Below are 26,860 nucleotides of genomic sequence, written 5' to 3'. Positions count from 1 at the left end.
GGAAAGGGCCGCCATTCTAACGCATGCGCGTGCGATTTCCAGCTATTCGAATGCCTACGTGGCGGCTTGCGGAGCGGGTTCGTCGCTGATACTGAACTCGCGAAACATCGATAGTGCCTGCACGGTTTCACGCAACAGCGCAGTGGTTTGCTCGAGCGAAGGCGCGACGTATTCGTCGATGCGCCTGAGGTAGGGGCACGTCACGGCGGCGATCGCCTGGCCCGATGAGCCGAGCAGCGGAAAGGTCAGATCGGTGACGCCGAAAATCTGCTGGCTGTCCTTCTGCGAAAAGCCGGCTTCGCGTATGCGCTCGCAGGCCGCTTCGAGCGCGTCGTGATCGATCGTCACTTCACCCTTCACGGCCGTGTGCTCGGCGAGCATATGCGCGCGCTGTTCGGGCGTCTGGAACGCGAGCATCGAGCGGCCCGAGCCCGTGTCGACGAGGCCGACGCGTGAACCGAGGCGCACCGCGATGCCCCAGGTCCCGGGCCCGTCCACTTGCGCGATCACGAGCAGATTGCCGCGATCGTACACGGCGAGGTGCACCGACTGTTCCGCTTGCGAGGCAAAGCGCTGCATCAGCGGCAATGCTTCGGAAATCAGCCGCTCCATCGGCGGATGGCGGTGCGCGAGCGCGTAGAGCTTGAGGCTCAGCGAGTAACGGTCGCCGCCCGCCGAGCGCACCACATATTGCCGCGCGACGAGCCGCTCGAGCATGCGGTAGATCTCGCTCGCGTTGCGGTTGAGCAGCTTCGTGATTTCGGCGCGCGTCAGCCCGCCTTTCTGCTCCGCGAGCAGCTCGAGGATGTCGAGACCCTTGTCCAGCGCGGGTGCGCGGTAACGGTCGCCGTCGTCCTTGTCGTCCACCTGGAGATCCATTGTGACCGTCTGATGTCTGTTTGTTCGCATCCCATTATCCAGGGAATTGGCACGCAACCCGTCGCCAGGGAAAACACGGACGCCCGCGGCGGGTTCATACCTTGACCAGTGAAGGTTCGAATATGAATAATACGTTTATTAGTAAATAGTCAATAGAGCTGGCCATGACAGACCCACGACTGATCCTGCTGAACCCCGAGGACAACTGCCTCGTTGCCGGGGCGCGGCTTATGGCCGGAACGCGGCTCGATATCGAAGGCGAGACGGTGACGCTCGCGAAGACGATCGATCTCGGCCACAAGGTGGCGCGCCGTGCGCTCGCCAAAGATGAAAAAGTGCTGCGCTACGGCGCGGTGATCGGCCACGTGACCGCTGACGTCGTGCGCGGCGAACATCTGCACACGCACAACCTCGAAAGCGACTACCTGCCGACGTACACGCACGACGCGGGGCACGCATTCGTTCAACATTGACGGGACGCACGGCTAGCCACCGCGTGAAACCGCCGAACCAGCCGCACCCGGCTGCACCCGACCTCACAGGCCTCGCCACAAGCGACGCGAAAACCTCATGACCGACACCTCGATTTCCCCCGTTGCCGCGCAGCAGCAGCCCATGCTGCAAGGCTATTTGCGCAGCGATGGCCGCAAGGGCATCCGCAATGTGGTCGCGGTTGCGTATCTGGTCGAATGCGCGCATCACGTCGCGCGCGAGATCGTCACGCATTTCCGCGAGCCGCTCGACGCCTTCGACGACCTATCGGCCGAGCGCGGTCCGCCCGTGCATCTGATCGGCTTCCCCGGCTGCTACCCGAACAACTACGCCGAAAAGATGATGGAGCAGTTGACGACGCACCCGAACGTCGGCGCTGTGCTGTTCGTCTCGCTCGGCTGCGAGAGCATGAACAAGCACTATCTGGTCGACGTCGTGCGCGCGAGCGGCAGGCCTGTCGAAGTCCTGACGATTCAGGAAAAGGGCGGCACGCGCAGCACGATCCAGCACGGCATCGACTGGGTGGAAGAGGCGCGCGCCGGGTTGGCGAAGCAACAGAAGGTGCCGATGGCGTTGAGCGAACTCGTGATCGGCACGGTCTGCGGCGGCTCGGACGGCACGAGCGGCATCACCGCGAATCCGGCGGTCGGCCGCGCGTTCGACCGGCTGATCGACTCGGGCGCAACCTGCATCTTCGAGGAAACGGGCGAACTCGTCGGCTGCGAGTTCCATATGAAAAGCCGCGCGGCGCGTCCCGATCTCGGCGACGAGATCGTCGCCTGCGTGGCGAAGGCCGCGCGCTACTACTCGATACTCGGACATGGCAGCTTCGCGGTCGGCAACGCGGACGGCGGGCTCACGACGCAGGAAGAAAAGTCGCTCGGCGCCTATGCGAAAAGCGGCGGGTCGCCGATCGTCGGCATCGTGAAGCCCGGCGATGTGCCGCCGACCGGCGGCCTCTACCTGCTCGACGTGGTGCCCGACGGCGAGCCGCGTTTCGGCTTCCCGAACATCAGCGACAATGCCGAGATCGCCGAACTGATCGCCTGCGGCTCGCATCTGATCCTGTTCACGACGGGCCGCGGCTCGGTGGTCGGCTCCGCGATTTCGCCGGTCATCAAGGTCTGCGCGAATCCGGACACGTATCGCAATCTGTCCGGCGACATGGATGTCGACGCGGGCCGGATACTCGAAGGCCGCGCGACGCTCGAGGACGTGGGCCTCGAAGTGTTCGACGTGACGGTGAATGTGGCGCAGGGCGAGCCGTCGAAATCGGAAACGCTCGGCCACCAGGAGTTTATTCTGACGTACAAAACGTTCGAGCCGGTCGGGCCCGCTTGCCTGCCGTCCAGTGCGGCGCTGCCGCGAAGAACGGTGCAGGTCGCGCCGCGCTGAGTGGCCGCGTAAAGTTGCGACATAAAGCTGCGACATAACGCTGCGGCATCACGAACCCGAAGCGGCGCGCTAAAAATTGGAGACACCCGGATGACATCCGCAATCGATTCGAAGGTCGAGCGCCGCCGCGCGATCGGCCGTCGCAACTTGCAGGTCAGCGGCCTTGGCCTCGGTACCGCGCCGTTGGGCGGCCTGTATCGCGATCTGACCGACGAGGAAGCGCAGGACACCGTCGACGCCGCATGGAACGCCGGCGTGCGCTACTTCGACACCGCGCCGCATTACGGGCACACGAAGGCCGAGCATCGGCTCGGCGACGCGTTGCGCCGCTACCCGCGCGACGAATACGTGCTGTCGACCAAGGCAGGCCGCCGCTTCGTGCCGCGCACGCATCCGTACGACGGCAGCGAAGGCTGGCAGAATCCGCTGCCGTTCGAAGCGATTTACGACTACACGCACGACGGCATTCTGCGTTCGTTCGAAGACAGCCAGCAACGCCTCGGCATTATCGATATCGACATGCTGCTGGTTCACGATATCGGCCGCATGACGCACGGCGACAAGCACGCGATCTACTGGAAGCAGCTGACCGACGGCGGCGGCTTTCGCGCGCTCGACGAATTGCGCTCGGCCGGTGTCGTGAAGGCGGTTGGCCTCGGCGTCAACGAAGGCCCGGTCGTGCTCGAAATGATGGTCGAGTTCGAGATCGACTGCGCGCTACTCGCGGGCCGCTATACGCTGCTCGAACAGCAGACGCTGAACGATTTGCTGCCGAACTGCGAGAAGCGCAACGTGAGCATCCTGCTGGGCGGCGCGTTCAATTCGGGGATTCTCGCGCAGGGGGTGTCCGGCGATCTGAAGTTCAACTACGGCGCGGCGCCTCCCGAAGTGATCGAGCGCGTGGCGCGTCTCGAAGAAGTCTGCCGCGCGCACGGCGTGCCGCTTGCCGCCGCGGCGCTGCAGTTTCCGTATGCGCATCCGTCGGTCGCGACCGTGCTGACCGGCGCGCGCAGTGCCGACGAAGTGCGCCAGAACGTCGAATCGTTCGAGCGGCCGATTCCCGTCGAATTGTGGCAGGCGCTGCAGGACCAGGGCTTGATCGACCGGCGCGCGCCGGTGCCGGAGGCGTGACATGACGATGCCGCAGATCGACGCACATCAGCACTACTGGGACCCGTCGCGCGGCGACTACGGGTGGCTCACGCCCGCGCTCACGCCGCTGTATCGCGTGTTCGGGCCGGCGGACCTCGCGCCGTTGCGCGAGCGCGCGGGCGTCGCGCGCACGGTGATCGTGCAGGCCGCGCCGACCGTCGACGAAACGCGCTATCTGCTCGACCTCGCGCGCAACGAAGCCTCGGTTGCCGGTGTGGTCGGCTGGGTACCGCTGCTCGAACCCGACGCGCCCGCGTTGCTCGCGGAACTCGCGCGCGAGCCGAAATTCAAGGGCGTGCGGCCGATGCTGCAGGACCTGCCCGACGACAACTGGATCGCCAACCCCGCGCTTGCGCCGGCCATCGACGCGCTGATCGCGCACGATCTCGCCTTCGACGCGCTGATCTTCACGCGCCACGTCGACGCCCTGGAGACGTTCGCACAGCGCTTTCCGGCGCTGCGCATCGTCGTCGATCACGGCGCGAAACCGGCCATCCGCGACGGCAGCGCGGGCTGGCACGCATGGGCCGAGGGCATCACGCGGCTCGCGCGGCTGCCGCATCTGCACTGCAAGCTGTCGGGCCTCGCGACCGAAGCGGCCGCGGGCTGGACCGAAGCGACGCTGCGGCCCTACGTCGATCATCTGCTCGCGACATTCGGGCCCGCGCGCCTGATGTGGGGCAGCGACTGGCCGGTGCTGAACCTGAACGGCGACTATCTGCTGTGGCATTCGATTGCGACGATGCTGCTTTCCTCGATTTCCGAGGCAGAACGCGACGCGATTTTCGGCGGCAACGCCGCAGCGTTCTATCGGCTTTAACCGCGGCTACAACGCGCAATCCGAACCGCTTCGAACCCGTATCGAACTCACATAAACCCGAGTTAAACCCATTTGGAGCCGCAGATGACCCAACGACTGGCCGGCAAAACCGCCGTGATCACCGCTGCCGGGCAAGGCATCGGCCTTGCGACCGCTGAACTTTTCGCACGCGAAGGTGCGCGCGTGATCGCCACCGACATCAAGCTCGACTCGCTGGCCGGCAAGCCCGTCGAAGCGCGCAAGCTCGATGTGCGCGACACAGCCGCGATCAACGCGCTGGCAAAAGAGGTCGGCCCGGTCGACGTTCTGTTCAACTGCGCGGGCTATGTACACGCAGGCTCGATTCTCGAAGCAAGCGAAGAAGACTGGGATTTCGCCTTCGACCTGAACGCGAAGGCGATGTACCGGACCATCCGCGCATTTCTGCCCGGCATGCTCGAGAAGGGCGGCGGATCGATCATCAATATGTCGTCGGCGGCGTCGAGCGTGAAGGGCGTGCCGAACCGCTTCGTCTACGGCGCATCGAAGGCGGCGGTGATCGGCCTGACAAAGGCCGTTGCGGCGGACTTCGTGACGCGTGGTGTACGCTGTAACGCGATTTGCCCGGGCACGGTCTCGTCGCCGTCGCTCGAACAGCGCATCGCCGAGCAGGCTCAGGCGCAAGGCAAGAGCGTCGCCGACGTGCAGGCCGCGTTCGTCGCGCGCCAGCCGATGGGCCGCGTCGGCAAGCCGGAGGAAATCGCGGCGCTCGCGCTCTATCTGGCCTCGGACGAGTCGGCATTCACGACCGGCCATGCGCATCTGATCGACGGCGGCTGGTCCAACTGACCGGCCGCAGGCATCACGGCGGCGCCACTGAGGCGTCGCCGAATCGAACTACTTTGCACTTACAGGAGACTGCAACGATGAAACTGCTTCGTTACGGACCGAAAGGTCAGGAAAAGCCGGGCTTGCTCGATGCACAAGGCAAGGTTCGCGATCTGTCAAAGGTAGTCGGCGATATCGACGGCAGCGTGCTGGGCGATGCCAGCCTCGCGAAACTGCGTGCACTCGATCCGGCAACGCTGCCGCTCGTCGACGGCAATCCGCGCCTCGGTCCGTGCGTCGGCAAGATCGGCAAGTTTGTCTGTATCGGCCTCAACTACGCGGATCACGCGGCTGAATCGAATCTGCCGGTGCCGCCCGAGCCCGTGGTGTTCAACAAGTGGACGAGCGCGATCTGCGGCCCAAACGATGACGTCGAGATTCCGCGCGGCTCGAAGAAAACCGACTGGGAAGTCGAACTCGGCATCGTGATCGGCAAGGAAGCGAAGTATGTCGACGAGGCGAACGCGCTCGACTACGTGGCCGGCTACTGCGTGATCAATGACGTGTCCGAGCGCGAGTGGCAAATCGAGCGCGCCGGGCAGTGGGACAAGGGCAAGGGTTTCGACACGTTCGGCCCGATCGGCCCGTGGATGGTCACGCGCGACGAAGTGGCCGATCCGCAGAACCTGAAGCTGTGGCTCGAGGTGGATGGCCATCGCTACCAGAACGGCAGCACGAAGACGATGATCTTCGGCGTGAAGAAGCTCGTGTCGTATCTGTCGCAGTGCATGAGCCTGCAGCCGGGCGACGTGATTTCGACGGGCACGCCGCCGGGCGTCGGTATGGGCGTGAAGCCGTCGCCGGTTTATCTGAAGGCGGGGCAGACGATGCGCCTCGGCATTGAAGGCCTCGGCGAGCAGCAGCAGAAGACTTACGCGGCGGAGTAATCGCTGTCGCATTGATGCGCGGGGCGGCGAATTTTGCCGCTCTGCGTGTTACTACCGGTTTTCGATTTTGTATAGTAACGACGCCCTCGCGGCACATTGCGCGCGTCCTTCATCAGTCGACCTGCGGTTCCCCCCGCTCGTCCCCCCTGTGGTTCTCCGACCCGTCGCCGATCCGGTTGATCGTGCCTTGCGCGACTGCGACGAGCCGTTCGCGATCGCCATCCGTCACGAACACGCTGCACTGGCAGGTCGCCTGGTGGCGGCCCGCATACACGACCTCCGCGCGCGCCATCAGAATGCCGGTCACCGCGGGCCGCAGATAGTTGATCTTGTACTCCCCGGTAATCACCCTCGGCCCGAGCGCAAGCGCGCCGGCAAACGTCAGCGCATTGTCCACGAGATAGCTGATCACGCCGCCGTGCACAAACCCGTGCTGTTGCCGCAGCTCGTCGCGGATCGGCAGGCATAGCGTCAGCTCGTTGGCGCCGACATACATCAGTTCCGTGCCGAGCAGCGTGCTGAACGGCTGCGCATGCAATGCCCCGCGCGCGCGGTCCAGGAGATCGGTCATCGTCGTATTCCTTCGGGTCGAGGCCCGCAGTGACGTTCCACCCACTCTAGAAAGCGCATTCGCGCCAAGTCAAGGTAATCGCGAAAATTCGCGCCTTAATTTTTGCCAAAAACGACAGCAATCGATGTTTGGCACGCGCCTGGTGCTGTTCGCGACTTTCGAACGCATGATTTCGTTGAGGCATCTCAAGCGAATGCCCTTATTGCCGTAAACCCGAATGCAACGGTTTCCTACGGCAACGCATCAGTCACGCGTCATTCGATTCGATCGACAGCCGGCTCGCGCTGTTTCAGACGGTCGGCATTGTGATTCTGGTCCTGCTGTTCGGCGGCACGCTGGCCGTCTATCTCGCGGTGCGCCGCGGCGTGGTCGTGCCGCTCGAGGATGCGGGCCGGCACTTCGACCGCATCGCACAAGGACGCCTGAACGAGCGCGTCGAAGCGCGCGGCACGAATGAAATCGGCCATCTGTTTGCAGGTCTTGCCAGCATGCAGGCGAGCGTCGCGCGCACCGTGCGTACCGTGCGCGAAACCGCGGATTCGATCCATATCGGCGCCGACGAAATCGCGACCGGCAACGCGGATCTTTCAGCACGCACCGAAAACCAGGCCGCGTCGCTCGAGGAAACGGCGGCGAGCATGCAGGAACTGACCGCGACCGTGCGCCGCAACGCGGACCATGCGCGCGAAGCGAACACGCTTGCGACGAACGCGCTCGACGCCACGTCGCGCGGCAGCGGCGTGGTCGACGATGTCGTCGCGAAGATGCGTGGCTTTGCGCGAAGCTCCGACCGCATCGCCGAGATTATCGGCGTGATCGATGGCATCGCGTTCCAGACCAACATTCTTGCGCTCAACGCCGCGGTCGAAGCCGCGCGCGCGGGCGAAGAGGGGCGCGGCTTCGCGGTCGTCGCGGGCGAAGTGCGCGGCCTCGCGCAGCGCAGCGCGCAGTCGGCCAAGGAGATCAAGGCGCTGATCAACGAGTCGGTGGCGGAGATCCGCGACGGCTCGTCGCTCGTCGAGCGCGCCGGCGAGGCGATGCATGAGGTGTCCGCGTCGATTTCGCGGGTCACGCAGATGATGGCCGATATCAGCGCGTCGTCGCTCGAACAGAGTACCGGCATAGAGCAGGTGAATCAGGCGGTAGTACAAATGGATGAGATGACCCAGCAGAATGCGGCACTCGTCGAACAGGCCGCGGCGGCGGCCGCCTCGCTGCACCAGCAGACCCGTCAGCTGAAAGATGCAGTCGCAGTGTTTGAGATTTCCGATTCGGTGCTGGCAGGCACACGATAGGTCGGTTATCGTGCAGTTGCTGCCGGTTCAATCCGAGGTAACTGATGAAACCTGCGATCGAAGCGTTCCACGACCCTGCCACGGCAACGATCAGCTACGTAGTCCATGCCGGCCCCGGTTCACCCTGCGCGGTCATCGATTCGGTGCTCGACTACGACCCGCGCGCCGGGCGCACGTCGACGCATTCGGCCGACCGCATCATCGCGTTCGTGCGCGAAACGAAGCTCGACGTGGAATGGCTGCTGGAAACACACGCGCATGCGGACCATCTGTCCGCGGCGCCTTATCTGCGCGAGCATCTGGGCGGCGCGATCGGTATCGGCGAGCACATCCAGTCGGTGCAGAAGATCTTCGGGCCCGTGTTCAACTTTGAGCCTGAGTTTCATGCGGACGGCTCGCAGTTCGATCGCCTCTTTGTTGCGGACGAAACCTTTCGGGTCGGCGAACTCGACGTGACCGTGCTGCATGTGCCGGGTCATACGCCTGCTGATGTCGCGTACCAGTTCGACGGCGCGGTGTTCGTCGGCGATACGCTTTTCATGCCGGACGTCGGCACCGCGCGCTGCGATTTCCCCGGCGGCGATGCGCGCATGTTATACGCGTCGATTCGCCGGCTGCTGAGCCTGCCCGGGGACACGCAGCTCTACATGTGTCACGACTATCCGCCGAACGGACGCGGCGTCTGCTGGCATACAACGGTTGCCGACCAGCGCGAACGCAACATCCATATGCACGATTCGGTGGAAGAGCACGCGTTCGTCGAGATGCGCACGACGCGAGACGCGACGCTCGGTGCGCCGACGCTGCTGATCCCGTCGATCCAGCTCAATATCCGCGCGGGCGTCGCGCCGCCGCCCGAGGCGAATGGCATCCGCTATCTGAAGACGCCGCTCAACATCCTTTGAGCGGCAGCGCGGGCCTTGCCGTGTGCGTTGCGTTCCGGTCGAACCTTGAGGCCGCGCTTTAGCTTTAAAGCGCGGCGTAGGCCGTTGCGAGGTGATAAGGCGTGGTGGACGGCATATCGTCGCGCGTGACGTCGCCCGCGGCTGTCTTGCATTCGTGCCAGCCTTGCGGGCTCAGAAAGCGTTCGCTGAAGCGTTCGATCTGCCGCGGCAGCGCGGCGCGCACGCCTGCATCGGGATGAACCGCAAGCGCGCGCAAATATTCCGATTGCGCCCAGATACGCTGCGTCGCGTCCCGGCTCGCCCCCTGTTCGTCGAGTGCGAGCGCGACGCCGCCGGTGGTGGCATCCACGCCGTGCTGCTGCGCGAAAAGGAACGCGCGCGAAAGCAGCTCGTCGAGGCCCGATTGCCTCAGCAACCCGCCCGCTTGCCGCACGAGCCAGAACCATTCGAACTGATGCCCGGGTTCGAGCCAGTTGTCCGCGCTGCCGATCGGTAGTTCGGCGATGCAACCGGTAGGCGCATGCACGAACGCGCGCGCGACCGCGTTGCACAGGCGCTCGAGCACGGTATCGTATGCGGCGTCGCCGGTCGCCTGGCGCGCGGCGAGCCACGCTTCGGTCAGATGCATGAGCGGGTTTTGCAGCGGCGCGCCGGTGACGCTCGAGAAGTCTGAATTCAGTGCCGCGTGGTAGAGGCCGTGCAGCAGGTTCTTCGCGGCATGTGCTGAGGTATGTGACCCGGCATGTGCTCCATCAAGCACCGAAAAGCGCTCTTCGATCACCGCCGACGTGCGATGCACCATATCGAATGCGTCGCGATTGCCTGAGCGGGCGCCATATTCGGCACATGCGAACACCACGAATGCATGCGTGTACAGATCCTTCGTCGTATCGAGCGGCGCGCCTTGCGTGTCGACGCTGTAGAACCATCCGCCGTGCCGCTTGTCCTGAAAGTAATGAAGCAGCGCTTCGAAAAGCCGCTGCGCATGATCGGTATCGCCGGCCTGCGCAAACACGAATAGCTGGCGCGCGCAGGCCATCGCGCGATAACGGACGGCCGGCAGCGGACGGCGGCCGTCGGCGGCGAGCGCTTCGTAAGGCAGGGTCAGCGCCTCGTTGAAACCGGCGCCGCGCCAGGTCGGCAGGACGACGCGTGCAAAATGTTCGCGCAGCGAAAGCGCGGTGGCAGTCGTCGGAGCAGATGGGCTCATGTTTCGAATTCAAGGTGAAAATAAGGCGCGCCGCTCGCGGGCGGCGCACGGCCGGCACCGAAAGGCAAGCGAATACAAGAGAATAACCCGCTATGGTACGCCGCCCGGGGCCGGCGCGGACCGCATCTTGCTTGACCAACCAAAAACAAGGGGGTCGATATGCCAGGCAATCTTGAACTTATCGCACGGCTCGTGATGGCGGCCGCGCTCGGCAGCGTAATCGGCTTCGAGCGCGAACGCCTGTCGTGGGCGGCAGGGCTGCGCACGCATATGCTCGTGTGCGTCGGCTCGACGCTGATCATGATCGTATCCGCGTTCGGCTTCTTCGATGTGCTGCAGAACGAACATGTCGTGCTCGACCCGTCGCGGGTCGCCGCGCAAGTCGTATCGGGCATCGGCTTTCTCGGCGCAGGATCGATTCTATTGCGCGGCGAGATCGTTCGCGGGTTGACCACGGCCGCGAGTTTATGGTCGGTGGCGGCGATCGGCCTTGCGGTCGGCGGCGGTCTGTACACGGCGTCGATTGCCGCGACGCTGATCATCCTCGTCATCCTCGCGGGCATCAAGCCAATCGAGCGGCGCTTCATCACGGTGAAGCAGCGCCGCCAGATGACCGTGCTCGTCGAACGCGGAACGCTGACGTTTCACTCGCTGCACGATGCACTCGGTCCATCGGCCGTGCGCGTCAAGCAGTTCGTCGTGCAGCAGTGCGACGACTCGCCCGAGCTCGACGAAGTGGTGATCGTGTTCAGCCGCGTGGCGCCGCAGGAATACAAGGCAGTGTGCGAGCAACTCCGGCAGTTTCCGGGTGTGAAGGAGTTTCGCGACAACGGCAGTGGGGCTGGGCAATGACGGCGGCACCCGAGGCTTGATGCCGTGTGCCGTCTTTGCACCGTTATTCAGCGCGGCTTTGCTCGGCTTGATTGAGCAGGCTGGGCAAAGCGTGGCTGTTAATGGCCGTTGCGGTGCACGTCGGTCGTCGAACTGGAATCGGCCGCGCCGCGATCAGACGGGCCAACATCGGCCGGGCTACGATCGGCCGGGCCGCGATCGGCCGGGCCGCGATCGGCGGTTTGCGCTTGTCCCCGCTCCGCGCGCCCGGCTGCAAACGTCCCGCGCGAAATCCGATACCAGATGGGCACTTCGAATGCGAGAAACGCATGCAGCACGCATGCATGCGCGAACGACAGCACACAGAAAGCCGCCGTCGCGCCGAGTGTCCACTGCAGCTGCGCAAACGAACCGGCGAAGTGTGCCGCATGCCCGTTCGGCAGCAGCGGCCCCGCGACGTCTTCGAGAATGCCCGTACCCCAGACCAGCATCATGAAGAGCGCGCCACCGACAAACACGCTTACGCCGAAGTAGCGCAGCGCCACGCGCACGCGGCTGCTGTACGGCCGGCGATGATGCCGCTGGTTCGCGTCGATGATCGCGAGCGCATTGGTCAGCGCGACGACCGCCATTGCCGACGGCCAGAAATACGGGCAATCGCTGTGAGCGTTGATCAGCAGCAGGATGCCGATCACCGTGAACGGCGGCGCAAGCAGCGTGTTCGCGACCCATGATGCGCCTTGCCACAGATGCCACGGATTGCGCCAGCGCAGCGGATACGGCGTGTCGCCTCGCTCGCGCGAAGCGAAGCGCGCGCCGAAGGAGCGCAGCCATTTCATGCTCAAAGGCACGCCAATCCTCTACGCCGGCCCACAGTGCCGGTGTCGTCCGCAGCGCCGCGCGCCGCGCCGTCGCCTGCGTGGCGGCACGCATCGTTGCAAGCGCAACTGACCGGCATTGCGCACGTCTTCGGGTCGGAAATCATGGGGTTCGTAAGATCTTTTTTGTCTGTGTCTACTGCTTAGACGGATCGGGCACGGCGAACCCGCACACTTTTGCGCGAGTGCGCATATCCGTTCCTTCTGTCACATGCTTGACTCAAAACATGCGCTACCTTGAAAAAAGACCCATCCGAAAAATCGGATGCAGCACCGGCAATTAAAAGGAAAAGGTAGTGGAGCAGTCCCCGCACGACGTCGCAGCCAACCCCACGCAGACAGACCACGTAGACGCGCTGATCAACTTGCGTGATACCGGGCGCTTTCTCGATGTGCTCGCATCGCTGAAGTGTTCGCTCGCCATCAGTCGCCGTCCTTCGGGTGTCGCGATTCTCGGTGTCGAGAACGGCATACCGACGCTATCCGCTTGCCAGTTGCCGCGCTCGATGGGGCTTGCAGTGAGCGGCAAACGCCTTGCGATCGCAACGATTCACGAGCTGATGATTTTCGCGAATGTGTCGTCGCTTGCGCCGCTTTATCCGGAGCGGCCCAATCATTACGACGCGATGTTCGTGCCGCGGATGTCTCACTATACGGGCGACCTCGATCTGCACGACATGGCGTTCGACAAGCAGATCGTGCTTGCAGTGAACACACGCTATTCGTGCATCAGCGTGATCGACGGCTACTTCAATTTCACGCCGATCTGGCAGCCACCTTTCGTCACCGAATTCGGCCCCGACGATCGTTGTCACCTCAACGGTATGGCGTTTCACGAATCGAAGGTGCGCTATGTGACCGCGCTCGGCGAAACGAATACGCCGTTCGGCTGGCGTAAGGGCATGGCCGACAGCGGCATCGTGATGGAAGTGCCGTCCGGGCGCATCGTCGCGGGCGGCCTTTCGATGCCGCACTCTCCGCGCATCATCAACGGCCAGCTGTACGTGCTCGAAGGCGGCCGCGGCGCGCTGTTGCGCATCGATCCTGCCACGGGCGCCAAACAGGTCTTAACGAAACTGCCGGGCTTTACGCACGGGCTTGCCGAATATCGCGGTGTGCTGTTCATCGGACTCTCGAAGCTGCGCATGAAGCGCGGCCCGCAAGGCCTGCCGATCGAAGCGGAGCGCGACGAACTCGTCGCAGGCATTGCCGCCGTCGACCTCGCAAGCGGCGAACTGCTTGGCATTCTCGAGTTTTACAACGGTGTCGAAGAAATTCTCGACGTGCAGGTGCTGCCCGATGTGCTGCGCGCGGAGATCCTGAATCCGCGCCAATGGGCGCAGATGCCGTCGATCACGACGATGCGCGGCGGCTTCTGGCAGCAAAGGCCGCGTGAAGACGACGAAGAAGCAGTCAAGGCCGGGCAGGGTTCGGAAGAAGCAGCAGATCGGTAACGGTCTCGCAATATCAGCGGTGCAGTATCGCTACGCGGCCCGATCCGCGGTCGCGGCTGCATCGTTGCGTCGGCGCGCCTATGGGCAACGTGCGTGAGCAGCACAGGTAAGCGGTGTGGAAATGCAGACGCTTGTTGTCGGCAAGCGCGCTGCGACGAAAAGAATGCGGGTTGGCGAGTTCCGGTACGTCTGGATAGACAGGGAGGTGAAAACCTTCAGGCGCTGTTGTCCCGTCAATGAACCTGCTGGTTGCCGCGTGCGCAAGCGGCTGCGGCTAGCAGCGCAATTCAGGTGGTCCGCGTATTTCGACCCCGTCGGATTGTCCAAACAAAAAAAGTGCGGTTTCTTGCGGTTCGTTCCGTCTATGCAAATAGATGCGTCGGTTCGAATGCGGCTTGAGTGAGCGGCATGCACGGTGCGTAGTGTGGAACCTGAGGCAGCACTGAGATGGCGCCCGAGGTGGAACCTGAGAATTCCGGCTGTGCCGGTGCGGATCGCAAAGCGATTGGCCGGCGCGGCCTGCGGTAAACGCAGTTAGGCGCAGTTGAATTTTCGTCAATGCGAAAGCCGTCTGCGTCGATGGAAAAGACAATGAGCAGGCAAGTTTTTGTGGTGCGAGAAAGACCAGATCAACTATTTAGGAATACTGAGCCGCTGTCATCAAATTGACCTGAAACACGTATAACGCGAGCGACGCGAAGTGCTGCAAGCGGACCGACAACGCTGAGAATTTCAAGCAATCAAGGGGTGGCGCATGACGCCGGTAGTAGACGGGGAATCGAATAACCGGATCGGGCAGTGCCTGGCGGGTGCACTGCTCGTAGGCGGGATCACGCTTGCGGCGCTCGTGCAGGCACAAACGCAAACCGGCACGCAGGCAACGGCTCAGGGAACGGCTCAGGGAGCGACTCAGGCATCGACTCAGGGAACGGCGCAAACGAACGCGCAAGCGCAGGCATCGACAGCAACGAAACAGGCAGCGACCGACGCAGCAACGCAGGCAACAGCGCAGGCAAACCCGGCAGCGGCCAGTCCACCGCCGACCTTCGACGTCAACGAGTTCATCGTGCGAGGCAATACGACCCTGCCGTCCATCGAGATCGAAAAGGCGGTCTATCCGTTCGAGGGACCGGGTAAGACGCTCACCGATGTCAATGCCGCGCGCGATGCGTTGCAGAAGGTCTATCAGGACAACGGGTACCAGTCGGTGGTCGTCGAATTGCCCGCGCAGCAGGTGAAGGGCGGCGTGATTCTGCTGCAGGTGGTCGAGGCGAAAGTGGGGCGCTTGCGCGTCGAGGGCTCGAAGTACAACTCGCCGCAGGAGATTCGCGATGCGGTGCCGGCGCTCGCGGAAGGCACGGTGCCCGATTTCAACGCCGCGCAGCAGCAGTTGACCGACCTCAACAAGTCGCAGGACCGTCAGGTAATTCCGGTGCTGAAAGCCGGTGCATTGCCGCAGACGGTCGATGTCGACCTCAAGGTTGACGATCACAACCCGCTGCACGGCAGCATCGAACTGAACAACGACCACAGCCCCGACACGTCGGAACTGCGCACGGTCGCCGCGCTCAGCTATTCGAACCTGTGGCAGCTCGGCCACGTGATCTCCGGCAGCTTCCTGCTCGCGCCGCAGCATCCGCAGGACGCGAAGGTCTACACGTTCTCGTATCTCGCGCCGCTGCAAGGCACGCACTGGACCCTGCTCGCCACCGCCTATCACTCGGACAGCAACGTCGCGTCGCTCGGCAACACGACGGTGCTCGGCAAGGGCACGTCGTTCGGCCTGCAGGCTATCTACGCGTTGCCGTCGACCGACAGGTATTCGGAAACGGCAAGCGTCGAAATCGACCACAAGCATTTCGACGAAAACGACATCTTCGCGGGCACGACGTCGCAAGCGCCGATCACGTATGTGCCGGTCACGTTCGCCTACAACGGCCAGCTAAACCTGAAGAACTCGCAGACCGCGTTCTCGGTTTCGCTGGTCACCAACCTGCGCGGCGCAAGCAGCAGCGCGGACGACTTCGACAACAAGCGCTTCGACGCGACGGCCGACTTCATCTACGGCAAGTTCGACGTCAATCACACGCAGAACCTGCCGCGCGACATGCAGCTGAACGCGCACGTCTCGGGCCAGATCTCGAACTCGCCGCTCGTCTCGAGCGAGCAGTTCGCGGCAGGCGGCATCAATACGGTGCGTGGCTATCTGTCCGCGGAAGACACCGCGGATAGCGGCGTGATCGGTTCGCTCGAACTGCGCAGTCCGTCGGTCGCGAAGTATTTCAACGGATCGATCGTGAACGAATGGCGTTTCCATGCGTTCGTCGATTCCGCCCATTTGTGGCTGCTGAGCCCGCTTCCAGAGCAGCAGTCGTCGTTCAACATGCTTTCGGTGGGCATAGGTACGCGCCTGCAGTTGCTCAAGTACGCGAGCGCCGATATCGAAATGGCGTTCCCGATGAAGTCTGCGACCTTCACGAAAGCATATAGCCCGCACTTCGACTTCTATGTGCGCGCGAGTTTCTAACCTGGCCGGTTTCTTTAAATGTGTTGGGCCGGCCGTGGACCGGCCGGTTTATCGGGGGATTTGACTGTGAAGCGAGCTTGGTTGGTATTACTGACGGTGGCCTTCATGTGGCTGCCAGGGGTGGCGAATGCGTGGTGGCAGAACGACTGGTCGTTCCGCAAATCGATCACGATCGACACGACGCCGAAGGGCGGCAATATCGCGGAATCGGCCGGACGTGTGCCGCTGCTGATCCGTCTGCATTCGGGCAACTTCCAGTTCGACGGCTTGCAGGATAGCGGCGCCGATATCCGCTTCGTCGCCGCCGACGACAAGACACCGCTCAACTATCACATCGAGCAGTACGACCCGGTGCTCGGCGTCGCGCTCGTCTGGGTGGATGTGCCGCAGTTCCCCGCCGGCGCGAGCGAAAACATCTGGATGTACTACGGCAACAAGAAAGCGCCGGACGGCGCAAAGCCGGCCGACACGTTCGATCCCGACTACACGCTCGTCTATCACTTCAACGGCGCGTCGGGTACGCCGACGAAGGATCTGACCGCGTACGCGAATAACGCGCAGAACGCACCGTCGCGCATCGTCGAAGACGGCATCGTCGGCAAGGCCGCGCAGTTCGACGGCAAGACGCCGGTGAATCTCGCGGCGAGCCCGTCGCTGGCGATTCCGGCAGGCGGCAAGTTCACCTTCAGCGCATGGGTGAAGCCCGCCGCACTCGCGCCGCAAACGCTGCTGTTCGCGCGCCGCGACGGCGCGAATGGCGTGCTGATCGGTCTCGACAACGGCGTGCCGTTCGCCGAAGTGGACGGCGGCGCAGCACCGGCCCGCACGCCCGCTACCGCACCGGTCGCCGCAGGCCAGTGGTCGCATATCGCCGTGACGGCGGACGGCACGAACCTCACGCTCTACGTCGGTGGCCACCAGGTCGCGCAGGTCGCTGCCGCGCTGCCGGCGCTGAACAGTGCGGCTGCGGTCGGCGGCGATGTCGCCGGCGGCACCGGCAGCGGCTACGTCGGCGAGATCGACGAACTGCGCCTGTCGAAGGTTGCGCGTTCGCCCACGCTGATCGGCATCGATGCAATGAGCCAGGGCTCCGAATCGAAGCTGGTCGCCTACGGCGCCGACGAAAAGCAGTCGGGCTTCGGCTTCGGCTACTTCGGCGTGATCGTGAAGTCGGTGACCGTCGACGCGTGGGTCGTCATCGTCATCCTGCTTGCGATGGCGTTCACATCGTGGGTCGTGATGTGGAACAAGGCGAAGTATGTGGGCACCGTCGACAAGGCAAACGCGTTCTTCGTCAAGCGCTTTCGCGAAGTGGCGGGCCGTCATCTGGTCGGCCTCGCGCATACCGACGAGCGCTCGGAAGACGGCAAGCGTCTGCGCCACTCGTCGCTGTACCGGCTCTACCGCGCGGGCGTGTCGGAAATCCATAGCCGTGTCGACGAAAACGGCCGCACGGTCATCACCACCGAGTCGATCGAAGCGATCCGCGCCACGATGGACGCCACGCTGGTCCGTGAAAACCAGCGCCTTTCGAAGTCGATGGTTCTGCTGACGATCGCGATTTCCGGCGGCCCGTTCCTCGGCCTGCTCGGCACCGTGGTCGGCGTGATGATCACGTTCGCCGCGATTGCCGCCGCCGGCGACGTCAACGTGAACGCAATCGCACCGGGTATTGCAGCTGCACTGCTCGCCACCGTCACCGGTCTGTTCGTCGCGATTCCCGCGCTGTTTGGCTACAACTACCTGCTGATTCGCAACAAGAACGTGACCGCGAACATGCAGGTGTTCGTCGACGAGTTCGTGACGCGTCTCGCGGAAGCGCATCGCAGCGCGGACCACGCGATCGCCGCGGATTAGGCACAAACGCGAACGAATCGATGACGCAACACGACACGCGCCGCAGCACGCAACAACGGAGGGCGTAACGCCATGCAAGTTCAGGACGACGACAAGCCGTACGACGACATCAACATCACGCCGATGCTGGACCTCGCGTACGTGCTGCTGATCATCTTCATCATCATGACCACCGCGTCGGTGCAGGGGATCAAGGTCGATCTGCCGAAGGCGAGCTCGTCGGCGAGTCTCGCGAAGCCGCAGACGAAAGCCATCACCGTATCCGACTCGGGGCAGATCTTCCTCGATGCGTATCCCGTGACGATGGACGAGCTCGAAAACCGGCTGCGCACGATCAAGGCGACGACACCCGATGCGCCGATCGTGCTGAAAGGCGATTCGGCGGTCGCCTATCAGAAGGTGATGGATGTGCTCGATCTGTTGCGCCGGCTCGATCTGACGCAAGTGGGTCTCGTGACGGGCAAGCAGAAATCATGACATTCGCGCGCAGCATCAGCGGCCGCCGGAGGCCTCGCTCATGGAAATGACCTACGAGGGCGGCCACGGCGGCGATCCCGACGACGAGAAGAAAGGCCTCAAGCGCTTCGTGAAGCCGGCGATCTACGTGATCGTGCTGGTGGGTGTCGGCTTTGCCGTGTGGCGCTTCGCGAACGATACAGCGGGCGTGAAGCGCGCCGAAGCGCCGCGCGTGACGACGGTGATTCCCGTGCCGCCGCCCCCGCCGCCCCCGCCGCCGAAGATGAAGCCGCCGCCCGAAAAGACGCCGGAAGTGCAGACGCCGGTGCCGAAGCCGACCGCGACGCCCAAGCCCGCGGAAGCGCCGAAGCCGATGGATAACGCGCCGAAGCAAATGACGATGAACGCGCCCGCGCAAGCCGGTACGGACAACTTCGCGATCGCCGCCGGCGACGGTTCGGGCATGGCCGGCAGCGGGACCGGTAACGGCGGCTTCGGCAACGCCACTTATTCGCAATACCTCGTGTACGCGCTGCAGCAGGCCGTCGAGCGCGACAAGAGCGTGCAGGAAACAGGGGAGGGCTTGCGCTTTTCGGTCGGCGTGAATCTGTGGCTCGAGCCGTCGGGACGCATCGTCAAGGTGACGATCGGCCAGTCCACCGGCGACTCGAAGCTCGACGAAGCCGTCGTTAGCGCGCTGCAGGTGCTCGGCAAGCTCGACGAACCGCCGCCGCCGTCATGGCAATACCCGGTGCGGCTCAACTTACAGGGGCATCAGCCGGGCTGACGCGAATCGCGGGGGCGATTCGAGAGCCATGCGGGGCCAGCAGAAAAATCAGCAGATATGCGGAGAATCACAATGATTCAAAAGATGGTGTTACGGGGTGGCGGGCAGCACGGCGGGGGGAAAGCGCTCCACCGCACGCGAATCAGTTTCGCGGTGCTGGCGGCGCTGGGGATGTCGGTGAGCGCGCTCGCGCATGCGCAATCGCTCGAGACGCAAGCGGCGAATCAGGCAGCGAACCGGTCAGCAGGCGGCGCGGCCGCGCCGACCGAAAGCACGGTGATCAACCTGATCAACCTGCTGGTCAAGCGCGGCGTGCTCACGCAGCAGAATGCCAACGACCTGATCTCGCAGGCGCAGGCCGAAACCGCGCAGGCGAAGGCCGCTGCCGCGCGTCCGCCGGTGGCCGCGCCGCTGGTTGCGAATGCGCCGACGCAGCCGGGCGACGTTGCCGTGCCGTACGTGCCGCAAGTCGTGCGCGATCAGATCCGCGACCAGGTGAAGCAGGAAGTGGTCGCCCAGGCGAAGGCGGAAAACTGGGCGCAGCCGAACACGTTCCCGGACTGGGTCTCGCGCATCAAGATCGACGGCGATCTGCGCTTGCGCGATCAGTTCGACTTCTACTCGCCGCGCAACGTGACGGGTGTGACGAACTTTGCCGCCATCAATCAGATGGGCGGCTTCGACTTTACGGGCAATACGCCGGGCGAGGGCGCTCCGCCGTCGATCAACACGACGACGAACCGTGCGAACCTGTTCAGCGTTCGCGCACGCCTTGGCGTGACCGCGCAGATTGCCGACGGCCTGAGCGCGGGCATTCAGCTCGCGTCGGGTAACGACAACGATCCGGTTTCGACCACGCAGTTGCTCGGTGGCGGTTTCGACAAGAAGAACATCTGGCTGAACAAGGCGTACGTCAGCTACGCGCCGACGCCGTGGCTGAACCTTGTCGGCGGCCGCTTCGACAATCCGTTCTTCTCGTCGGACCTGCTGTTCGATCCGGACCTCGAGTTCGACGGCTTCGCCGCGAATTTCCGTCATGCGCTGCCGACGACCGCGGACATCACGCTGTTCGGCACGCTGGGCGCATTCCCGGTGCAGTACAGCGACGACAATTTCATATCGAACGCGCCGGTGAAAGAGGGCAGCGATACGAAGTGGCTGTTCGCCGGCCAGGTCGGCGCCGAATGGAAGATCAACGAAACGAACCGCCTGAAGGGCGCGATTGCGTACTACGACTTCCAGAACTCGCGCGGCCAGCTGTCGTCGCCTTGCGCGCTGTTCCTCGGCGCGACGAGCTGTAGCACCGACAACGATGCACCGGATTTCCTCCAGAAGGGCAATACGCTGATCGCGCTGCGCAATATCGTGCAGAACCCGAACCTTGCGCCGGGAACGACGCCTGAGCCGCAGCTGTTCGGCCTTGCGTACAACTATCGCCTGTTCGACGTGAAGCTCGAGTGGGATACGAAGCTGATGGACCGCTACAAGGTGCGGCTCGACGGCGAGTTCGTGCGCAACCTCTCGTTCGACGCGAGCAAGGCGCTCGCGGCGGCGTCGCCGCCGGTCAACAACTTCAACACGGCGAGTTCGAATGTGACGGCGGCCGACTATCGCAGCGGCGGCAACGGCTTCATGTTCAAGTTCACGCTCGGCGAGCCGGAAACGGTCGAAAAGGGCCAGTGGAATTTCTCGGTCGCGTACAAGTACCTGCAGCCGGATGCGGTGCTCGATGCGTTCACCGATTCGGACTTCCACCTCGGCGGCACGAATGCGAAGGGTTATGTGATCGGCGCGCAGTATGCGGTGGCGCGCGATGCGTGGCTGTCCGCGCGTTACCTGAGCGCACGCGAAGTGTATGGGCCGCCGCTGCTGATCGATGTGCTGCAGCTCGAGCTTAACGCGAGATTCTGAGGCTGATCATGCGAAAACGTCTATTGAGCGTGGCGAGCGGCTGCTGCAGTGCCGCGCTGCTGTGTGCGTCGTTGCCGGCCCATGCGCAAAGCGGCAGCATCGAAGACCGGTTGCGCACGCAACTACGTTCGACCACCGAGCAGTTGCGTCAGGCGCAGGATACGCAGTCGCAACTGCAGGCGGATAAGGCTGCGGCGGAGCAGCAGCGTGACAAGGCGCTCGCCGACCTGAAAGCCGCGCAGGGCGAACTCGATGCGGCGAAAGGCAAGTCGAGCGCGCAGGAGCAGGCCGAGCGCTCGCTCGCTTCGGAGCGCGCGAGCCACGCGAAGGATTCTCAGGAACTGACCAAGGTGAAGGCCGCGTACGACGCGCTGCTTGCCGAATCGCACACGCAGGACGCACAGCGCAAGCAGGCGCAAGGCGAGCTGAAGGTGCGCGATACGCAGCTGCAAACGTGCCAGGCGAAGAACGTGCAGCTGTACAAGATCGGGCACGAGATTCTTGATGCATACGAGCACATCGACCTGGGCACCTTCATGAAGACGCGCCAGCCGTTCGCGCAGAGCGCGCGCGTGAAATACGACGAGATCGCGCAACAGTACGGCGATCAGCTGTACGCGGGCAAATACGATCCGAACGCGCTTCCGGCGCCTGCAGCGGCGCCGGCGAAATAACACAGTCATGAAGGCGTCGCACCATACGCGCGCACCATACGAGGTTAGGCATTGCAGCCGGAACACATGCGATCGACTTAACCCGTCAACATTGACCGGGCGCATTCAGACCGTTCACACAATCGGATCGAAACAACAGGAAACACTATGACGACCGCAGCAAAAGCAGCAACGAAGAAGGGGAACGACGACATGTTTATCGAAGCCGTCAGCGTCGACCAGCTGGCCGACGTATTCAAGGCCGCGGGCTACCGCGTGACGCCGGCCGAGCAGAACGGGGCGGTGCAGCTGATGAGCGCGAGCCAGGGCGTCGGCTTCGCGGTGCGCTTCGGCAACACGGCAGCTGACGCAGGCTCGTTTCTCGACTTCACGCTGAGCTGCGCGCTGCAGGTGCAAGGCGAACTGCCCGCGGAAATCGTCGCGAGCTGGAACCGCACGAAGCGCTTCGCGCGGCTCTGGGAGCAGGCGCCGTTTCTCGTGCTCGAAATGGACGTGGTGGTGGCGGGCGGCATCAGCGAACGCAATCTGCGTTCGCTGATCGAGCTGTGGGATCGCCTGATTCGCGAATTCCTGCTGCATCTGCGCAACCGGCCGGCGATGGCCGCGGCGGAAGCGGCCTCGGGCGTCACGGTGGCCGGCCTCGCGAGCGTCGCGACCGACGTGTCGAAGGCCGACGCGCAATGAACAGGCCGGGCAAGCCCGGCGTAGCAGGCGCGCTCGGCGCGGCGCTGCTGGCGCTCACGCATAGCGTGTGGGCCGGCACGGGCGCGCAGCACGTCAGCATCGAGAAGGCGCCGCAAGCTTGGCTTGCCTATGCGCAGCGCGTGTCGGAAACGCTGCAGACAGCACTATCGTCCGATACGGAAACTGCGCGCCGCTTCAACGATTACTTCAGCAACTGGGTCGACACCGACGCCGGCGCGCTCGCGCAAGCGCCGCAATCTGCGCAAGCGCAAAAGCAGTCGGACGGCGCGCCGCTGCCGTTCGAGCCGCCGACGCTGAAAGTGCGCGTGTGGCTCGATCGCACGGGCCAGGTCGAGCAGGTGCAATTCGACGATATCGGCGACGACGTGGCCGAAGCCGACTTGCGCTCGCTTCTGCTGGCGCAGACGGTCGGCGTGCCGCCGCCGCGCATGATGAAGCAGCCTGTGGTCATACGGTTGTCGGTAGGCGCCGAGATGTGAAGCATCGGACGCCGGCTGCCAATGCCGCATAGGTGCATGCGCAACGATTTGAGCAGATTCATCGGGCAAGCGAAGCGCATCGGCAGCCGGTCAATTTTTTCAGCAGTGGGAGTGCGACGAACATGAAGAAAGTTGCAATGGTGGTGGGTAGCGCAGTGCTCGCGTTGTCTTGCGCGGCACATGCAAAAGACGACGTCGTGGCGCGCGCAGGCGACGCAACCGTCACGCAAGCCGACATGACGCAATTCCTGCAGGCACTGAGCCCCGATGTCAGAACGCGTCTCGCGGCCGACCCGACGAAGCTCGATCAGCTCGTGCGCGCGAAGCTCGCAACGACGGCGGTGCTCGCCGAAGCGCATGCGAAGGGCTGGGACAAGCAGCCGCAAGTCACGGCGCTGATCGATGAAGCGCGCCGCGACGTGATTCTGCGCAGCTATCTCGCATCGGTCTCGGCGCCGCCGGCCGACTATCCGTCCGACGCGGACCTCCAGGCGGCATACAGCCGCAATCCTCAGCTGTTCACGCAGCCGCACGCGGTCCGTCTGTCGCAAATCTATATCGCGACGCCGGCCAACGCCGATGCGGCAACGCTCGATAAGGTCCGCAAGCAGGCGGCCGATCTCGCGCGTCAGGCGCGCGCGTCGGGCGCCGATTTCGGCGCGCTCGCGAAGGCCAATTCGCAGGAGCCGCAAAGCGCGGCGAACGGCGGCGATATGGGCTTCGTGCCGGACGGGTTGCTGATGCCGGAAATCCGCAAGGCGGTCGAAGGCATGAAGGCCGGCGATATCGCGGGTCCGCTGCAAACGTCGTCAGGCTTTCATGTGATCAAGCTGACCGACACGCGCGCGCAAAGCGTACGTCCGCTCGCCGACGTGAAAGAACAGTTGCGCGCGCAACTGCGTCAGCAACGCGAGGCACAGAACGCGCAGGCGTATATGGCGAAGCTCGCGGGTCCGTCGGCTGCGCCGATTGACGAAGACGCGCTGAAGAAAGCGCTCGCCGCGGTTCACTAACGGCGCATAAGGGGCGATGCGAGTGAGCACCGGAACCACCGGAACCTCGTCCGACACCGCGCGGCCGCTCGACGAGGTCAACCTCGGCGGCCACGGTTTTCACGTCGTCGGCGCGCACTACGGCGCCGGCGACAAGGCGAGCCTGCATTGCCCCGTTTGCTTCGGCGAACTGACGCTGCTGGCCGACGGCGGCGCGGGCCGGCGCTTTCGCCATCTGATTGCGTACGACGAAGAGCGTTGTCCGCTATCGACGCTGTCGTACCAGCCTGAAGCGCCGAGCGTGCGCCGCAAGCGCGATGCCGCACTCGAACGCGAACAGCGCGGCGCATTCCTCGAGAACTGGCAGCGCCATTTCCAGGTCATGCGTCGCGCGGCGCCGTCGCTTACTGTGCGGCGTTTCATCTATCTCGTCGGTTACGCCGACGTCATGAACCTCTGGTCGTATCCGTCGATCGAACAACATGACCTGCCTTATGTGCTGCTGACGCTGGCCCAGTTCATGCGCGCAGGCGCAATGGGCGGCAGACCGGTCTGGGTGCGCTTCTGCTTCGATGCGACGGTGCGCGATGTCGGCGACCTGTGGACGCATCGCGGGCCGCAGGCGCGGCTCTTCAAGATGATGTACAACGCACCGCGCGAAACGCCGTTTCCTACTTCAAGGCAATTGATCCATTATGAAACGGTGCGTCGCGACACCTCCTTCCTCGAGACTTCGCCACCCTGGATGAAACGGGCCGATGTGAAGGAGTTCCAGCGCTTTGCGGCGGCCGGCCGCCCGCCGGTCGACGCGGAGCGCGCCGATACGGGGACATCATGAGAGGAGCTTGTGATGAAACTGCATAGTTCGACGGTTCGGTTGGCGGTGACGTTGTCTTTATCGATTGCAGGTGTTGTATCGACGGTTGCGATGTCCGGCGCGGCGTGGGCGCAAAACACGCCCGCGGTTGCGGACAATAGCGCGGACAAAGGCGCGAGTTCCCCGCAGGCGGCGGCGCCGAACAATGGCAAGCGGGTGTGCGTGAATGCGGAAGTGAACGGCGTGCAGGCGCTTTCGTACGATTGCCTGAGCCAGCAGCTCGCACCGACGCCGGGCACCGCGGCAAGCGGCATCAGTGCGGCCGAAGCGCTGGCGAAGTCGCCGTCCAACCAGGTCGGCACCTTCAATTATTCGGCTGAAAGCATTCGCTTCGGCAATGCGTGGGGCAAATCGGCAACGCCGCAGCGGCCCACGACGCCGGCCCCCGCGCCGGTCAAATGATGCCGTAACGAAAAAGCAGCGCCGCGCCCGGGTGGTTTTCGACAATGCGAACGAATTTATGACAGCCGCAAAACGTGGTGGTGAACGGGGTAGCGCGCGGAAAACAGTGCGCGCAGCGATATTCGTTGCGCTTGCATCGATGGGTGCGGGTGTTGCTGCGAGCGCGGCGCGCGCCGCAGTGACCGATGACGCAGCGGCCGCTACCGTGGCAGCCGTTGCAGCGCCGTCCGCGGGATCGGGTGCGGGTTCGGGCTCCGCGCAGATCGTGTTGCCGAACTTCGCGTCGCTCGCGAAGCGTTACGGGCCCGCGGTCGTCAATATCAGCGTCACGCATGAAGTCACGCAGATGGGCGTGCAGTTGCCGCCGGGCATCGCGCCCGGCAATCCGCTCGCGCCGTTTCTTGCGCGCCGCGTGATCGGCAATCGCGAAGAAGTGAGTCTCGGCTCCGGTTTTATCGTCAGCGCGGACGGCTACATTCTGACCAATCGGCATGTGGTCGGCGATGCGAGCGTCGTCGACGTGAAGCTGACCGACAAGCGCGAATTCAAGGGCAAAGTGGTCGGCACCGATGCGCTTTCCGATATCGCGCTGATCAAGATCGATGCCGACGATCTGCCGGTTGTCGTGACCGGCAAACCGCAGCGCGTCGAAGTCGGCGACTGGGTGATGGCGATCGGCTCGCCGTACGGCTTCGCCAACACGGTGACGTCGGGCATCGTCAGCGCGAAATCGCGTTCGTTGCCGGGCGAAGCGTATGTGCCGTTCATCCAGACCGACGTGCCGATCAATCCGGGCAACTCGGGCGGGCCGCTGTTCGATTTGCGCGGCCGCGTCGTGGCGATCAACTCGATGATCTTTTCGAAGACGGGCGGCTACCAGGGCCTGTCGTTCGCGATTCCGATCGACGTCGCACTCGACGTCAAGGATCAGCTGCTGAAGACCGGTCATGTGAGCCGCGGCTGGCTCGGCGTCAATCTGCAGGAAGTCAGCCAGGCGCTCGCGCGTTCGTTCGGGCTCGATAAGCCTGACGGCGCGCTGATCAGCGTCGTCGATCCACGCGGACCTGCCGCGAAGGCGGGCCTGCAGGCAGGCGACGTGGTGCTCGCGGTCGACGGTCATGACGTCGACGATTCCGTCGATCTGCTGACGACCGTCGCGAAGATCCGGCCGGGACAGAAAGCCGATCTGCTCGTATGGCGCGCGGGGCATGGCACGCATATGAGCGTCGCGGTCGGCGAACTCGACAGCAACGGCGGCGCAGCGACCAACGCATCCGCTGTGCCGCCGACACGGCTCGGCATTGTCGTGCGGCCGCTGTCGGTTGCGGAACAGCAGCGGCTCGGGCTCGATCACGGTCTGCTGATCGAGCAGGTGGCAGGGCGCGCGACGCGTATCGGCCTGAAGCCGGGCGACATCGTGCTGTCGGTGAACGGTACGCCCGTCGCTTCGCTCGATCAGCTCGCCGACGAGCTGCGCCAGTTGCACGACAACGCCGCGTTGCTGATTCAGCGCGGCAATACACGCGTTTATTTGCCGTTCGATCCGGCGTAGGGGGT

At 64.0% G+C, this 26,860-nt stretch carries 25 protein-coding genes and 1 pseudogene; 22 read left to right on the top strand and 4 right to left on the bottom strand.

From position 1 onward, the window contains the following. Nucleotides 1–54: 54 nt before the first annotated feature. The gene (locus KZJ38_RS22195) at nucleotides 55–879 is read right to left on the bottom strand and encodes an IclR family transcriptional regulator (RefSeq protein WP_425518405.1); all 825 of its coding nucleotides are present in this window, start codon (nucleotides 877–879) and stop codon (nucleotides 55–57) included. Nucleotides 880–1,043: 164 nt separating this feature from the next. On the opposite strand from KZJ38_RS22195, the gene KZJ38_RS22190 reads away from it, so the two are divergent. From KZJ38_RS22190 to KZJ38_RS22165, 6 genes are all read left to right on the top strand, one after another. Further along, the gene (locus tag KZJ38_RS22190) at nucleotides 1,044–1,352 is read left to right on the top strand and encodes a UxaA family hydrolase (protein ID WP_219801864.1); all 309 of its coding nucleotides are present in this window, start codon (nucleotides 1,044–1,046) and stop codon (nucleotides 1,350–1,352) included. A gap of 97 nt (nucleotides 1,353–1,449) precedes the next feature. Then, nucleotides 1,450–2,766: a UxaA family hydrolase gene (locus KZJ38_RS22185; RefSeq protein WP_219801863.1), complete on the top strand. Its 1,317-nt coding sequence runs from the start codon at nucleotides 1,450–1,452 to the stop codon at nucleotides 2,764–2,766. Nucleotides 2,767–2,856: 90 nt separating this feature from the next. Beyond that, nucleotides 2,857–3,897, top strand: coding sequence for an aldo/keto reductase (locus tag KZJ38_RS22180; protein ID WP_219801862.1), 1,041 nt, complete (start codon nucleotides 2,857–2,859; stop codon nucleotides 3,895–3,897). A 7-nt stretch (nucleotides 3,898–3,904) separates the two neighbouring features. Then, complete coding sequence (locus tag KZJ38_RS22175) at nucleotides 3,905–4,738, top strand: amidohydrolase family protein (protein WP_219803557.1); 834 nt, start codon at nucleotides 3,905–3,907, stop codon at nucleotides 4,736–4,738. Between the two features lie 84 nt (nucleotides 4,739–4,822). Next, nucleotides 4,823–5,566 (top strand): SDR family oxidoreductase, encoded by a 744-nt coding sequence (locus KZJ38_RS22170; RefSeq protein WP_219801861.1) that lies wholly within the window; start codon nucleotides 4,823–4,825, stop codon nucleotides 5,564–5,566. A 77-nt stretch (nucleotides 5,567–5,643) separates the two neighbouring features. Then, a complete protein-coding gene (locus KZJ38_RS22165; RefSeq protein ID WP_219801860.1) occupies nucleotides 5,644–6,492 on the top strand; it encodes an ureidoglycolate lyase in 849 nt (282 codons plus the stop codon). 112 nt (nucleotides 6,493–6,604) lie between these two features. On the opposite strand, the gene KZJ38_RS22160 is transcribed toward KZJ38_RS22165, so the two are convergent. Beyond that, nucleotides 6,605–7,063 (bottom strand): PaaI family thioesterase, encoded by a 459-nt coding sequence (locus KZJ38_RS22160; protein WP_219801859.1) that lies wholly within the window; start codon nucleotides 7,061–7,063, stop codon nucleotides 6,605–6,607. A 245-nt stretch (nucleotides 7,064–7,308) separates the two neighbouring features. Between KZJ38_RS22160 and KZJ38_RS22155 the strand changes: the two are divergent. Together KZJ38_RS22155 and KZJ38_RS22150 are read left to right on the top strand one after the other, a co-directional pair. Next, nucleotides 7,309–8,358 (top strand): annotated as a pseudogene (locus KZJ38_RS22155) (methyl-accepting chemotaxis protein); the annotation flags it as partial. 44 nt (nucleotides 8,359–8,402) lie between these two features. Next, on the top strand, nucleotides 8,403–9,263 hold the full coding sequence (locus KZJ38_RS22150) for an MBL fold metallo-hydrolase (RefSeq protein ID WP_219801858.1): 861 nt from the start codon (nucleotides 8,403–8,405) through the stop codon (nucleotides 9,261–9,263). A gap of 64 nt (nucleotides 9,264–9,327) precedes the next feature. Here the strand turns inward: KZJ38_RS22150 and KZJ38_RS22145 are convergent, their stop codons facing one another. Then, nucleotides 9,328–10,473 (bottom strand): AGE family epimerase/isomerase, encoded by a 1,146-nt coding sequence (locus tag KZJ38_RS22145; RefSeq protein ID WP_219801857.1) that lies wholly within the window; start codon nucleotides 10,471–10,473, stop codon nucleotides 9,328–9,330. 159 nt (nucleotides 10,474–10,632) lie between these two features. Here KZJ38_RS22145 and KZJ38_RS22140 point away from each other — a divergent pair, with 159 nt between their 5' ends. Next, nucleotides 10,633–11,325 (top strand): MgtC/SapB family protein, encoded by a 693-nt coding sequence (locus tag KZJ38_RS22140; RefSeq protein WP_219801856.1) that lies wholly within the window; start codon nucleotides 10,633–10,635, stop codon nucleotides 11,323–11,325. Between the two features lie 98 nt (nucleotides 11,326–11,423). Here the strand turns inward: KZJ38_RS22140 and KZJ38_RS22135 are convergent, their stop codons facing one another. Continuing rightward, entirely contained in the window at nucleotides 11,424–12,143 is a 720-nt protein-coding gene (locus KZJ38_RS22135) for a hypothetical protein (RefSeq protein WP_219801855.1), read from the bottom strand. A 335-nt stretch (nucleotides 12,144–12,478) separates the two neighbouring features. Between KZJ38_RS22135 and KZJ38_RS22130 the strand changes: the two genes are divergently transcribed. The 13 genes from KZJ38_RS22130 (at nucleotide 12,479) to KZJ38_RS22070 (ending at nucleotide 26,855) form a co-directional block, all read left to right on the top strand. Beyond that, entirely contained in the window at nucleotides 12,479–13,636 is a 1,158-nt protein-coding gene (locus KZJ38_RS22130) for a TIGR03032 family protein (protein WP_219801854.1), read from the top strand. Between the two features lie 754 nt (nucleotides 13,637–14,390). Then, entirely contained in the window at nucleotides 14,391–16,163 is a 1,773-nt protein-coding gene (locus KZJ38_RS22125) for a ShlB/FhaC/HecB family hemolysin secretion/activation protein (RefSeq protein WP_219801853.1), read from the top strand. A 105-nt stretch (nucleotides 16,164–16,268) separates the two neighbouring features. Then, nucleotides 16,269–18,020 carry a DUF2341 domain-containing protein gene (locus KZJ38_RS22120; protein WP_246641944.1) on the top strand — a complete coding sequence of 584 codons (1,752 nt, stop codon included), beginning with the start codon at nucleotides 16,269–16,271 and terminating at the stop codon, nucleotides 18,018–18,020. A 72-nt stretch (nucleotides 18,021–18,092) separates the two neighbouring features. Next, nucleotides 18,093–18,497, top strand: coding sequence for an ExbD/TolR family protein (locus tag KZJ38_RS22115; protein ID WP_175112243.1), 405 nt, complete (start codon nucleotides 18,093–18,095; stop codon nucleotides 18,495–18,497). A 40-nt stretch (nucleotides 18,498–18,537) separates the two neighbouring features. Beyond that, nucleotides 18,538–19,263 carry a TonB family protein gene (locus KZJ38_RS22110; protein WP_219801851.1) on the top strand — a complete coding sequence of 242 codons (726 nt, stop codon included), beginning with the start codon at nucleotides 18,538–18,540 and terminating at the stop codon, nucleotides 19,261–19,263. Between the two features lie 72 nt (nucleotides 19,264–19,335). After that, nucleotides 19,336–21,174, top strand: coding sequence for a putative porin (locus KZJ38_RS22105; protein ID WP_219801850.1), 1,839 nt, complete (start codon nucleotides 19,336–19,338; stop codon nucleotides 21,172–21,174). An 8-nt stretch (nucleotides 21,175–21,182) separates the two neighbouring features. After that, nucleotides 21,183–21,848, top strand: coding sequence for a hypothetical protein (locus KZJ38_RS22100; protein WP_219801849.1), 666 nt, complete (start codon nucleotides 21,183–21,185; stop codon nucleotides 21,846–21,848). A 147-nt stretch (nucleotides 21,849–21,995) separates the two neighbouring features. After that, on the top strand, nucleotides 21,996–22,532 hold the full coding sequence (locus tag KZJ38_RS22095; RefSeq protein WP_219801848.1) for a YbjN domain-containing protein: 537 nt from the start codon (nucleotides 21,996–21,998) through the stop codon (nucleotides 22,530–22,532). After that, a complete protein-coding gene (locus tag KZJ38_RS22090; protein WP_219801847.1) occupies nucleotides 22,529–23,032 on the top strand; it encodes a hypothetical protein in 504 nt (167 codons plus the stop codon). Before KZJ38_RS22095 ends, KZJ38_RS22090 begins: the two co-directional genes overlap by 4 nt. Nucleotides 23,033–23,154: 122 nt before the next feature. After that, nucleotides 23,155–24,045 carry a peptidylprolyl isomerase gene (locus KZJ38_RS22085; protein ID WP_219801846.1) on the top strand — a complete coding sequence of 297 codons (891 nt, stop codon included), beginning with the start codon at nucleotides 23,155–23,157 and terminating at the stop codon, nucleotides 24,043–24,045. A 22-nt stretch (nucleotides 24,046–24,067) separates the two neighbouring features. Continuing rightward, nucleotides 24,068–24,862, top strand: a complete 795-nt coding sequence (locus KZJ38_RS22080) for a hypothetical protein (RefSeq protein ID WP_219801845.1) — start codon at nucleotides 24,068–24,070, stop codon at nucleotides 24,860–24,862. A gap of 12 nt (nucleotides 24,863–24,874) precedes the next feature. Then, complete coding sequence (locus tag KZJ38_RS22075) at nucleotides 24,875–25,303, top strand: hypothetical protein (protein ID WP_219801844.1); 429 nt, start codon at nucleotides 24,875–24,877, stop codon at nucleotides 25,301–25,303. Between the two features lie 58 nt (nucleotides 25,304–25,361). Then, entirely contained in the window at nucleotides 25,362–26,855 is a 1,494-nt protein-coding gene (locus KZJ38_RS22070; RefSeq protein WP_219801843.1) for a Do family serine endopeptidase, read from the top strand. The last annotated feature ends 5 nt before the right edge of the window (nucleotides 26,856–26,860 follow it).

This window comes from Paraburkholderia edwinii (assembly GCF_019428685.1).
GTDB lineage: Bacteria > Pseudomonadota > Gammaproteobacteria > Burkholderiales > Burkholderiaceae > Paraburkholderia > Paraburkholderia edwinii.
Note: the sequence above shows the minus strand (reverse complement) of the source record. Positions and strands in the feature narration are given on the sequence as shown.